This is a genomic window from Streptomyces triticisoli (genome assembly GCF_003270085.1).
In the GTDB taxonomy this organism is placed as follows: Bacteria; Actinomycetota; Actinomycetes; order Streptomycetales; family Streptomycetaceae; genus Streptomyces; species Streptomyces triticisoli.
Genome location: NZ_QFDQ01000283.1, coordinates 1 through 10,214, shown reverse-complemented (window position 1 = coordinate 10,214; position 10,214 = coordinate 1). Strand labels below are relative to the sequence as shown.

9 protein-coding genes are annotated in these 10,214 nt (G+C 73.6%); 7 read left to right on the top strand and 2 right to left on the bottom strand.

The window, feature by feature from the left end; translation table 11 throughout:
- Positions 1-1,350 (bottom strand): PucR family transcriptional regulator ligand-binding domain-containing protein (locus DEP02_RS31960; protein ID WP_112471170.1); only part of this gene is annotated, 1,350 nt, incomplete at its 3' end.
- Between the two features lie 217 nt (positions 1,351-1,567).
- Here DEP02_RS31960 and DEP02_RS31955 point away from each other — a divergent pair.
- From DEP02_RS31955 to DEP02_RS31945, 3 genes are read left to right on the top strand one after another with little or no spacing between them, the layout of a single operon-like run.
- The gene (locus DEP02_RS31955) at positions 1,568-2,449 is read left to right on the top strand and encodes an FAD binding domain-containing protein (RefSeq protein WP_112471169.1); all 882 of its coding nucleotides are present in this window, start codon (positions 1,568-1,570) and stop codon (positions 2,447-2,449) included.
- On the top strand, positions 2,449-2,988 hold the full coding sequence (locus DEP02_RS31950) for a (2Fe-2S)-binding protein (RefSeq protein WP_112471168.1): 540 nt from the start codon (positions 2,449-2,451) through the stop codon (positions 2,986-2,988). Before DEP02_RS31955 ends, DEP02_RS31950 begins: the two co-directional genes overlap by 1 nt.
- Positions 2,989-2,990: 2 nt before the next feature.
- Positions 2,991-5,414, top strand: a complete 2,424-nt coding sequence (locus DEP02_RS31945; protein ID WP_112471167.1) for a xanthine dehydrogenase family protein molybdopterin-binding subunit — start codon at positions 2,991-2,993, stop codon at positions 5,412-5,414.
- 7 nt (positions 5,415-5,421) lie between these two features.
- On the opposite strand, the gene DEP02_RS31940 is transcribed toward DEP02_RS31945, so the two are convergent.
- Positions 5,422-5,862, bottom strand: a complete 441-nt coding sequence (locus DEP02_RS31940) for an SRPBCC family protein (protein WP_112471166.1) — start codon at positions 5,860-5,862, stop codon at positions 5,422-5,424.
- A 78-nt stretch (positions 5,863-5,940) separates the two neighbouring features.
- On the opposite strand from DEP02_RS31940, the gene DEP02_RS31935 reads away from it, so the two are divergent.
- The 4 genes from DEP02_RS31935 to DEP02_RS31920 form a co-directional block, all read left to right on the top strand.
- Positions 5,941-6,432 (top strand): GNAT family N-acetyltransferase, encoded by a 492-nt coding sequence (locus DEP02_RS31935; RefSeq protein WP_112471165.1) that lies wholly within the window; start codon positions 5,941-5,943, stop codon positions 6,430-6,432.
- Positions 6,433-6,559: 127 nt separating this feature from the next.
- Positions 6,560-7,522: an NAD-dependent epimerase/dehydratase family protein gene (locus tag DEP02_RS31930; RefSeq protein ID WP_112471164.1), complete on the top strand. Its 963-nt coding sequence runs from the start codon at positions 6,560-6,562 to the stop codon at positions 7,520-7,522.
- A 241-nt stretch (positions 7,523-7,763) separates the two neighbouring features.
- Entirely contained in the window at positions 7,764-9,401 is a 1,638-nt protein-coding gene (locus DEP02_RS31925) for a carbamoyltransferase family protein (RefSeq protein ID WP_112471163.1), read from the top strand.
- Positions 9,398-10,214: glycosyltransferase family 2 protein (locus DEP02_RS31920; RefSeq protein ID WP_112471162.1), on the top strand; the 817-nt coding region annotated here is incomplete at its 3' end. The genes DEP02_RS31925 and DEP02_RS31920, both read left to right, overlap by 4 nt.

The window sequence follows — 10,214 nt, the reverse complement described above, 5'->3', positions numbered from 1 at the left end:
CGGGCGCGCCGCGGCCACCCGCCGGGCGTGCCGCGCCTCCTCCAGCGCCCCGCGCAGCCCCTCCGCCGAGTGCACGGCCGCGCTGACGCCGAGCGTGAGCCGCCCGTCGCCGTCCAGACCGGCCGACAGCGGCTCCCGTACGGCCTCCAGGAGCGCGTCGGCGTGAATGCCCGCCTCGGAGCCGTCGTGCTCCGCCGAGACGGCCGGGAGCGGGACCAGGGCGACCGCCTCGTCACCGGTGTGGGCGACCGCTATCCGGTCGGAGGGCTCGGGACCCGTGCTGCCGGGGTCGACGAGGATCTCCTCCAGCAGCGACTGGGCGACCGGCCCGCCCCCGGCCCGCCCGCCGTCCCACTCGACCCGGGCCACCACCACCTGCCAGTGCGGGGCCGCCCCGAGGCCGGGCAGCAGCACCGGTGCCGCGACCCGCAGCCGCGCGGCGACCTCGGCGGGCGGCGCGCCCGACTGCACCAGCTCCAGCACCTCCTGGGCGAGCCGCCGGCGCACCGTACGGGCCGCGTCCCGGCGGTCCCGCTCCACCGCGATCAGCTGGGTCACCCCCTGGAGCAGGTCCAGCCGCTGCTCCGGCCAGTCGCCCGCGTCCGCCTCCACGGCCAGCACCCAGTCCGACAGCACCGTCTCCGGTACGTCCCGCGAGACCTGCGGGGAGCGGCCGGTGCTGCGGATGGGGAACAGGGAGTACGTCGTCGAGGCCGACGTCACCCGGTGGGGGCCGTGGTGGCCGGTGCGGCCGGCCGCCAGGTGCTCGCCGGCGAGCCGGGCGCACGTACCCGCGGACAGCGCCGGGCCCGCCGCCTTGGGCCCGGCGATCAGCCGGCCGGTGGGGGAGAGCAGCCAGGCCCGCAGGTCCAGGTCGGACCCCAGCAGGTCGAGCACCACGTCCGGGCCGCCGCCCGCCGGACCGGAGGTCATCATCCTGCGGTGCCGCTCCACCACGGCCGCGAGGTCGCCGGCGCGCTCGCCCGAGACCTGCCGTACGACGTGCTCGGTGACCGTCGCGAACGCCACCGACTCCTCCACCGCGAACAGCGGCAGCCGGTGCCGGGCGCAGGCCACCACCAGGTCGTCGGGCACGCAGCCGAACTCGGCCGTACCGGCCGCCAGCGCGGCCACCCCGGCCTGCACCAGGATCCGTACGAACGGCTCGGAGTCGGAGGGGGTCCGGCGCCAGGCGAGCCCGGACAGCACCAGCTCACCGCCGGAGAGGTACCGGCTGGGATCGCGCAGGTCGGTGGTCATGACACCCCGCACGGTGCGGTCCAGTTCCTCCTCCCCGCCGAGCAGCTTCAGGCCCAGCGCATCGGTGTCCAGCAGTGCGCGCAGCCGCATTCTCGTCGCCGCCGTTCCATGTACTCGAAAACTGACCGGGGCCGTGCCCTCTGTTACGGAGGAAACCCCAAGGGGTTGCCGACGGCCTTCTTTCATATGAATCTACAAGATGGCCGCCCTGGCCAGCCAAACCCTTCGGGTTTTCGGTGACTGACTCCGTGGGAGCAAGCAGCTGTGTACTGACTCCACTGCGAGAAGAAGAAGGAGAGGGCCGGTCATGGACTTCCTTCGCCCCGCCGGCTGGGAGGAGGCGCTCGCCGCCAAGGCCGAGCACCCCACCGCCGTGCCGATCGCGGGGGGCACCGATGTGATGGTCGAGATCAACTTCGATCACCGCCGGCCCGCATACCTGCTCGACCTGAACCGTATCCCGGAGCTCCACGAGTGGGAGACCGGAGGGGACCACGTGCGGCTCGGTGCCTCCGTCCCGTACACGAAGATCATGGAGAACCTGCGGGCCGAGCTGCCGGGCCTCGCCCTCGCCTCGCACACCGTGGCCTCCCCGCAGATCCGCAACCGCGGCGGCGTCGGCGGCAACCTCGGCACCGCCTCCCCGGCCGGCGACGCCCACCCCGCCCTGCTGGCGGCCGGCGCCGAGGTCGAGGCCGAGTCCGTACGGGGGACGCGGCTGATCCCGATCGACGAGTTCTACACCGGCGTCAAGCGCAACGCCCTCCAGCCCGACGAGCTGATCCGCGCCGTCCGCATCAGGAAGGCCGACGGACCGCAGCAGTTCTCCAAGGTCGGCACCCGCAACGCCATGGTCATCGCCGTGTGCGCCTTCGGCCTCGCCCTGCACCCCGGGACCCGCACCGTGCGCACCGGCATCGGCTCCGCCGCCCCCACGCCCGTCCGGGCCGGGGCCGCCGAGGAGTTCCTGAACGCGGCCCTGGAGGAGGGCGGCTTCTGGGACAGCGGAAGGGGTATCACCCCGTCGGTCGTCCGGCGGTTCGCCGAGCTGTGCGCGGCCGCCTGCGACCCGATCGACGACGTCCGGGGCACCGCGGGCTACCGCCGCCACGCGGTCGGCGTGATGGCCCGCCGGACGCTCACCTGGACCTGGGAGTCGTACCGCGACGCCTCGAAGGGAGGTGCCTGATGCGCGTCAACCTCACCGTCAACGGACGTCCACAGCAGGCCGACGACGTCTGGGAGGGCGAGTCCCTGCTCTACGTCCTGCGCGAGCGCCTGGGCCTGCCCGGCTCCAAGAACGCCTGCGAGCAGGGCGAGTGCGGCTCCTGCACGGTGCGCCTGGACGGCGTGCTGGTGTGCTCCTGCCTGGTCGCGGCCGGGCAGGCCGAGGGACGGGAGGTGGTGACCGTCGAGGGGCTGGCGGACCACGCCGGGCAGCGCGCGGGCGGAACGGAGTCGCGGACCGGCGGAACGGACCCGCGGACCGGTGAGGGCACCGAACTCTCCCCGATCCAGCAGGCGTTCATCGACGCCGGCGCCGTGCAGTGCGGCTTCTGCACCCCGGGCCTGCTGGTCGCCGCCGACGAGATGCTGGAGCGCAACCCGGACCCGACCGACGAGGACATCCGCGAGGCCCTGTCGGGCAACCTGTGCCGCTGCACGGGCTACGAGAAGATCATGGACGCGGTCCGCCTGGCCGCCGCCCGGCAGTCCGAGGGGAGCTGAGCATGCCCTTCCCCAAGCTCTCAACCGCGTTCGGGCAGGGTGGTACCCCCACCGGTGTTCCCACCAAAATCACGCAGGGTTCCCGAACCAGGGGCGGCGTCGGCGAGTCCACGCTCCGCCCGGACGGCATCCTCAAGGTCACCGGCGAGTTCGCGTACTCCTCCGACCTGTGGCACGAGGACATGCTCTGGGGCCAGATCCTGCGCTCCACGGTCGCGCACGCCGAGATCCTGTCCATCGACACGAGCGAAGCCCTCGCCACGCCGGGCGTGTACGCCGTGATGACCTACGACGACCTGCCGACCGAGGTGAGGCACTACGGCCTGGAGATCCAGGACACCCCGGTCCTCGCCCACGGCAAGGTCCGCCACCACGGCGAGCCCGTCGCCATCGTCGCCGCCGACCACCCGGAGATCGCCCGCCGCGCCGCCGCGAAGATCAAGGTGGAGTACAAGGAGCTGCCGATCGTCACCGGCGAGGCCTCCGCCACCGCCCCGGACGCGGTCCTCGTCCACGAGAACCGCACCGACCGATACATCGGCCACGTCCCCCATCCCAACATCCTCCACCGCCAGCCCATCATCCGCGGCAACGCCGAACAGGCCGCGCGGAAGGCCGACTTCGTCGTCAGGGGCGAGTACCACTTCGGCATGCAGGACCAGGCCTTCCTCGGCCCCGAGTCCGGCCTCGCCGTGCCGGAGGAGGACGGCGGCGTCCACCTCCACATCGCCACCCAGTGGCTGCACAGCGACCTGCGCCAGATGGCCCCGGTGCTCGGCCTGCCGCCGGAGAAGGTGCGGATGACACTGGCCGGCGTGGGCGGCGCGTTCGGCGGGCGCGAGGACCTGTCGATGCAGATCCACGCCTGCCTGCTGGCCCTGCGCACCGGCAAGCCCGTCAAGATCGTCTACAACCGCTTCGAGTCCTTCTTCGGACACGTCCACCGCCACCCGGCCACGCTGTCCTACGAGCACGGCGCGACCAGGGACGGCAGGCTCACCCACGTCAGGGCCCGGATCGTGCTCGACGGCGGCGCGTACGCCTCCGCCTCCCCCGCGGTCGTCGGCAACGCCGCCTCGCTCGGCGTCGGCCCGTACGAGGTCGACCACGTGGACATCGAGGCCCTCGCCCTCTACACCAACAACCCGCCCTGCGGCGCCATGCGCGGCTTCGGCGCGGTCCAGGCGTGCTTCGCCTACGAGGCGCAGATGGACAAGCTCGCCGACGCCGTCGGCATGGACCGGGTGGAGTTCCGGCGGCTGAACGCCATGTCCCAGGGCTCGGTGATGCCGACCGGGCAGCGGGTCGACTCCCCGGCGCCGGTCGCCGAACTCCTGCGCCGCGTCAAGGCGATGCCGATGCCACCGGAGCGCCAGTGGGAGTCCAGCGAGGGCGCGGACGTACGGCAGCTGCCGGGCGGGCTGTCCAACACCACGCACGGCGAAGGCGTCGTACGCGGGGTGGGCTACGCGGTCGGCATCAAGAACGTCGGTTTCTCCGAGGGCTTCGACGACTACTCCACCGCGAGGGTCCGTATGGAGGTCGTGGCCGGGGAGCCGGTGGCCACCGTGCACACCGCGATGGCGGAGGTCGGCCAGGGCGGTGTCACCGTCCTCGCGCAGATCGCCCGCACCGAGCTGGGCGTCGCCCGGGTGACCATCCACCCGGCGGACACCCGGGTGGGCAGCGCCGGTTCGACCTCCGCATCCCGGCAGACGTACGTCACCGGGGGTGCCGTGAAGCACGCCTGCGAGCTGGTCAGGGAGAAGGTTCTGGAGCTCGGCCGCCGCAAGTTCGGCTCCCGTCACCCGGCCTGGGCGACGGCCGGACTCCTGCTGGAGGGCGGCAAGGTCGTCACCGACGGCGGTGAGGTGCTCGCCGACCTGGTGGACGTGGTTCGGGGCGAGGCCGTCGAGGTCGAGGAGGAGTGGCGGCACCGGCCGACCGAGCCCTTCGACCCGCGTACCGGCCAGGGCGACGGCCATGTGCAGTACTCCTTCGCCGCGCACCGCGCCGTCGTCGAGGTCGACACCGAACTCGGCCTGGTGAAGGTGATCGAGCTGGCCTGCGCCCAGGACGTCGGCAAGGCGCTCAACCCGCTGTCCGTCGCCGGCCAGATCCAGGGCGGTACGGCCCAGGGGCTGGGCATCGCGGTCATGGAGGAGATCGTCGTCGACCCGAGGACGGCGAAGGTCAGGAACCCGTCCTTCACGGACTACTTGATCCCCACGATCCTCGACACCCCGACCATCCCCGTCGACGTGCTCGAACTCGCCGACGACCACGCCCCGTACGGCCTGCGCGGCGTCGGCGAGGCCCCCACCCTGTCCTCCACCCCGGCCGTCCTCGCGGCGATCCGTGACGCCACGGGCCTGGAACTGAACCGCACACCGGTCCGCCCGGAACACCTCACGGGCACGGCGTGACCCGGCGTCAGGGCTGCCTGAGCAAGTAGTTCAGCGCCCGCCCGAACACCACGCGCGACCCCTGCCGCAGCACCCCGTCGAACAGGCCGGGCAGGAAGCGGACGCGCAGCTCCTCCCGCCACTCCACCCGCGTACGCCCCCCGGGCCCGGGCCGGACCTCGAGCTCGGCCCAGCCCAGCACCACCCGCCCCCGCTTCTCCAGTCGGCACAGGCCCGGCTCCCCGTCGGCCGGCGGACGCCAGACGGTGACCTCCATCGGATCGTCGAAACCGAGGGGGCCGATTCCCGAACGGGCCACGAACACCGTGCCCACCCGGGTCGGTGTGGGCGTGATCCCGGTGATACGGGTCAGCGGAACCGTGTCGGCGTGCCGCGACCACCGCGTGACCCGACGCCACGCCTCGTCGAGGGGCAGCGGCGCGGTGCGTTCGAGAGAGAAGTTGACCACAAGACGATCGTAGGCACCAGAGCCCGCTCCACCGCACGTTCACCACCGAGTCACCCAAGTAGCCGTATCCTCTCGCCCATGCTGACGCTGGAGCGACTGCGCCCCGACCACGAGGATGCCCTGCTGGCCTTCGAGCGGGAGAACCGGCGGTACTTCGCCCGCTCCGTCCCGGACCGCGGGGACGCGTACTTCGCCGAGTTCGCCGCCCGCCACCGGGCCCTGCTCGCCGAGCAGGACGCCGGCGTCTGCCGGTTCCACCTCGTCCTGGACCGGCACGGCGTCCTGGTGGGCCGCGTCAACCTCGTCGACATCGCGGACGGCTGCGCCGAGTTGGGCTACCGGATCGGCGAGCGGGCCGCCGGCCGGGGGCTGGCGACCGCCGCCGTACGGGAGGTTTGCCGGCGCGCGGCCGAGGAGTACCGGCTTGCCGCGCTCACCGCCGTCACCACCCTCGACAACCCGGCCTCCCGGGCCGTACTCGGGCGCAACGGGTTCACCGCGGTGGAGGAGCTGCGCGTCGACGGGCGGCCCGGAGTGCGGTACCGGCGCCGTCTCGGCGACAGCGGCTGACCCCGGCTCACCGCCCGCCACGGCCGGTCCGGCTTCCCGGGTGGCCGGAACCGGGCGATGTGTGGCCCTCCGGGCACCGGGTTACTCAAGCCCTCACGCAAGTGAAGGCGAGAGCGAGGAGAGTGCCGTGAGTGGACGCACCTGGCGCCGGGCCCTGGTGACCGGCGGAGCCGGCTTCGTGGGATCCCATCTGTGCGCGCGACTGCTGAAGGCCGGCACCGCGGTCGTGTGCCTGGACAACCTGGCCACCGGCGCCCACGCCAACGTGGCCGAACTCGAACAGCACCGCGGCTTCCGCTTCATACGCGCCGACGCCACCGACGCCGGCGCCGTACGCGGCCTGCCCGGCCGCTTCGACCTGGTCCTGCACTTCGCCTGCCCGGCCTCGCCCGCCGACTACCTGCGGCTGCCGCTGCAGACCCTGGACGTCGGCAGCACCGGCACCCGCAACGCCCTGGATCGCGCCCGTGCCGACGGCGCCCGCTTCCTGCTGGCCTCCACCTCAGAGGTCTACGGCGACCCCCTGGAACACCCGCAGCACGAGGGCTACTGGGGCAACGTCAACCCGGTCGGCCCGCGCAGCGTCTACGACGAGTCCAAGCGCTTCGCCGAGGCCCTGGTCACCGCGCACCGGGGTGTCCACGGCACCGACACCGCCATCGTCCGCATCTTCAACACCTACGGCCCCCGCATGCGTACCGCCGACGGCCGCGCGGTGCCCACCTTCATCGCGCAGGCCCTGGACGGCATGCCCCTCACCGTCGCCGGCGACGGCAGCCAGACCCGCTCGCTGTGCTACGTCGACGACACCGTCGACGGCGTACTCGCCCTGGCCGCCTCCGCGGAGACCGGCCCGGTCAACATCGGCGGCACCGACGAGATCACCATGCTGGAGCTGGCCCGCCGGATCGTGGAGCTCACCGGCTCCGCCTCCCGCATCCGCTTCGTCGACCGCCCCGTCGACGACCCCGGGCGGCGCAGGCCCGACACCCGGCTGGCCCGGGAACGGCTCGGCTGGCAGCCGCGCGTGACCTGGACCGAGGGGCTCCAGCGCACCATCGGATGGTTCGCCCACTCCGTCGCCGCATAGCTCCGGGAGACCTCCCGGAGCAGTGGACCGCGGTATCTCGAACCGTACTGTCCAGCCCTGGCCAGGTGTTTTCACCATGGGTGCGCGAAGCGTGACGTAATGCGAAAATTTGGCCTTTTCGGCTGCCAGTTGACTTCACGTGTTTGAGACAGCTGAGGCGCGGCACCCAGAAGCCCGAATGCCCGAACGCCCCACGGTCCCCACGCGCCGAACCATCCGACGAACGGGACGGAGCCGCCCCATGCGCATCCTCGGTATCAACGCCCTGTTCCACGACCCGGCCGCCGCCCTCGTCGTCGACGGCACGACGGTCGCGGCCGGCGAGGAGGAGCGCTTCAGCCGGCGCAAGCACGGCAAGCGCCCGGTGCCGTTCTCCGCGTGGGAACTGCCGGAACTCTCCGCCCGTTGGTGCCTGGAGCACGCGGGCATCGAGCCCGAGGAGCTGGACGCCGTCACGTACTCCTTCGACCCGGCCCTGGCCCGCCCGGCCGCCGACATGGGCCTGCACGACCCGTGGGACCCGCTGCGCCTGGAGTACGCGCGCCGCGCCCCCGAGTTCCTCGCCGAGGCGCTGCCCGGCCTCGACCCGGCCAAGGTCGTCTTCGTGCCGCACCACATCGCGCACGCCGCCTCCGCCGGGCCCGCCTCCCCGCACCCGGACAGCGACGTCCTCGTCCTGGACGGCCGCGGCGAGGCCGCCTCCCACCTGGCCGGCCGCTTCCACGACGGCAAGCTCGACACACTCGCCGCCCAGGCCCTGCCCCACTCCCTCGGACTGGTCTACGAGGAGCTGACCGAACACCTCGGCTTCCTGCGCAGCAGCGACGAGTACAAGGTCATGGCGCTCGCCTCCTACGGCAAGCCCCGCTTCCTGCCCCAGCTGCGCCCCTGCATCCACGCCACCGGCGACGGCGGCTTCCGCGCCCACGGCGTCGACTGGGCCGCCCTCGCCCCGCCGCGCGCCAAGGGCGAGCCGTGGACCCAGGACCACGCCGACCTCGCGGCGAGCTGCCAGGCCGTCCTGGAGGAGACCCTGCTCGAACTCGTCCACTGGCTGCACCGCGAGGCCGGCGGCGAGGCCCTGGCCATGGCCGGCGGCGTCGCCCTCAACTGCGTCGCCAACTCGAAGGTCGCCGCGAAGGGCCCGTACCGTCACGTGTGGGTGCAGCCCGCCGCCGGAGACGCCGGCACCGCGCTCGGCGGCGCCCTGTACCTGGCCGCGAGCGAGGGCGGTGTGCCCGAGCCCCTGCCCGGCGCCGACCTCGGCCGCGGCTGGAGCGACGAGGAGCTGCGCGCCTGGCTTCAGGAGGCCGCCGTACCGTACGAGCGGCCCGACGACATCGCGGAGACGGTCGCCGAGGAACTGGCCCGCGACGGGGTCGTGGCCTGGTTCCAGGGCCGCAGCGAGTACGGCCCGCGCGCCCTCGGCCACCGCTCCCTGCTCGCCCACCCGGGCCGCGCCGAGAACCTGGAGCGGCTGAACAGGGTCAAGGGCCGCGAGGAGTTCCGGCCGGTCGCGCCCATGGTGCTCGCCGAACGCGCCCACGAGCTGTTCCAGGGGCCGATGCCGAGCCCGTACATGCTGTTCGTGCACGACGTGCACCGCGACTGGCGGGACCGCATCCCCGCCGTGGTGCACGTCGACGGCACCGCCCGCATCCAGACCGTCGACGAACGCCGGGAGCCGCTGGTCGCCCGCATGCTGCGCGGCTTCGAGAAGCGCACCGGGCTGCCCGTGGTCGTCAACACCAGCCTCAACACCGCCGGCCGGCCCATGGTCGACGATCCGCGCGACGCGCTGGAGTGCTTCGGCTCCGCGCCCGTCGACCTGCTGGCGATCGGCCCGTACGCGGTGCGCAGGGGGAGGACGTACGCATGACCCGCACCGACGGCCCCACCACCGGGACCGGGCCCGCCTACGCCGTGGTGGTCCCCACGCTCGCGCGGGGCACCCTCGCCGACTGCCTGGCCGCCCTCGCCGCCGCGACCGGGCCGCGGCCGGACGAGATCGTCCTGGTCGACGACCGGCCCGAGCCCGAGCCGGACGCGCTCCAGCACCCGCTGAGCGTGCTGGGCGAGCTGCGCGTCCGCACCACCGTGCTGACCAGCGGCGGCCGCGGCCCCGCCGCCGCCCGCAACACCGGGCTGCGCGCGGTCACCACGCCCTGGGTCGCCTTCCTCGACGACGACGTCCAGGTCGGCCCGCACTGGTGCGACCAGCTCACGCAGGACCTGGCCGAGGCGAGCCCCGACACCGGCGCCGTGCAGGGCGTGATCGCCGTGCCGCTGCCCGGGGAGCGCCGCCCCACCGACTGGGAGCGGGGCACCGCCGGACTGGCCCGGGCCCGCTGGATCACCGCCGACATGGCCTACCGCACCGACGCCCTCGAACAGGTCGCCGGCTTCGACGAACGCTTCACGCGCGCCTTCCGCGAGGACGCCGACCTCGCCCTGCGCGTCCTCGACGCCGGCTGGCGCATCCGGCAGGGCCGCCGCACCACCCGCCATCCCGTCCGCCCCGCCGACCGCTGGGTGTCGCTGCGCGCCCAGCGCGGTAACGCCGACGACGCGCTGATGCTGCGCCTGCACGGCCCCGGCTGGTGGCAGAAGGCGGTGGCCCCGCGCGGCCGGATCCGCTCCCACCTCGCCGTCACCGCCGCCGGCGTCGCCGCCTGCGCGCTCGCCGCGGCCG

Excerpts from the sequence above, each read along its gene's own strand:
- DEP02_RS31925 (WP_112471163.1), top strand. The coding sequence starts at position 7,764 with ATGCGCATCCTCGGTATCAACGCCCTGTTCCACGACCCGGCCGCCGCC.
- DEP02_RS31935 (WP_112471165.1), top strand. The coding sequence starts at position 5,941 with ATGCTGACGCTGGAGCGACTGCGCCCCGACCACGAGGATGCCCTGCTG.
- DEP02_RS31950 (WP_112471168.1), top strand. The coding sequence starts at position 2,449 with ATGCGCGTCAACCTCACCGTCAACGGACGTCCACAGCAGGCCGACGAC.
- DEP02_RS31955 (WP_112471169.1), top strand. The coding sequence starts at position 1,568 with ATGGACTTCCTTCGCCCCGCCGGCTGGGAGGAGGCGCTCGCCGCCAAG.
- DEP02_RS31945 (WP_112471167.1), top strand. The coding sequence starts at position 2,991 with ATGCCCTTCCCCAAGCTCTCAACCGCGTTCGGGCAGGGTGGTACCCCC.